The sequence below is a fragment of the Streptococcus suis genome (genome assembly GCF_002964045.1).
In the GTDB taxonomy this organism is placed as follows: Bacteria; Bacillota; Bacilli; order Lactobacillales; family Streptococcaceae; genus Streptococcus; species Streptococcus suis_U.
Genome location: NZ_POPB01000488.1, coordinates 1 through 305 on the forward strand (window position 1 = coordinate 1; position 305 = coordinate 305).

At 46.9% G+C, this 305-nt stretch carries 1 pseudogene; it reads left to right on the forward strand.

Going from position 1 to position 305, the window contains the following annotated elements:
- Positions 1–130, forward strand: a pseudogene (locus C1E99_RS12190) (4-hydroxy-tetrahydrodipicolinate synthase); the annotation flags it as partial.
- Between the last annotated feature and the right edge of the window lie 175 nt (positions 131–305).

Sequence of the window (305 nt, forward strand, 5' to 3'; positions counted from 1 at the left end):
TGGTCCACTCCGCTTACCATTGGTACCTTGTCCAGAAGAAGATGCCAAACGCATTATCAAAGTAGTCGTTGACGGCGACTACGAAGCAACCAAAGCCACTGTGACAGGAGTCGTAAGACCGGATTATTAAAATAGTCAGGGGAGTGACTATTTTAACGTGAGCCTTGAAATAAGAGAGCGAGCAATGTCTGGGGGAGTGAAACAGTTCGGGGAATTGTTTCAGCTGGTCACCAAGAAATACGAAAGTGACCATAGAAGACCCGAGCCAAGAAATGCGAAAGCGAGGATAATCAGGGGAGTGACTA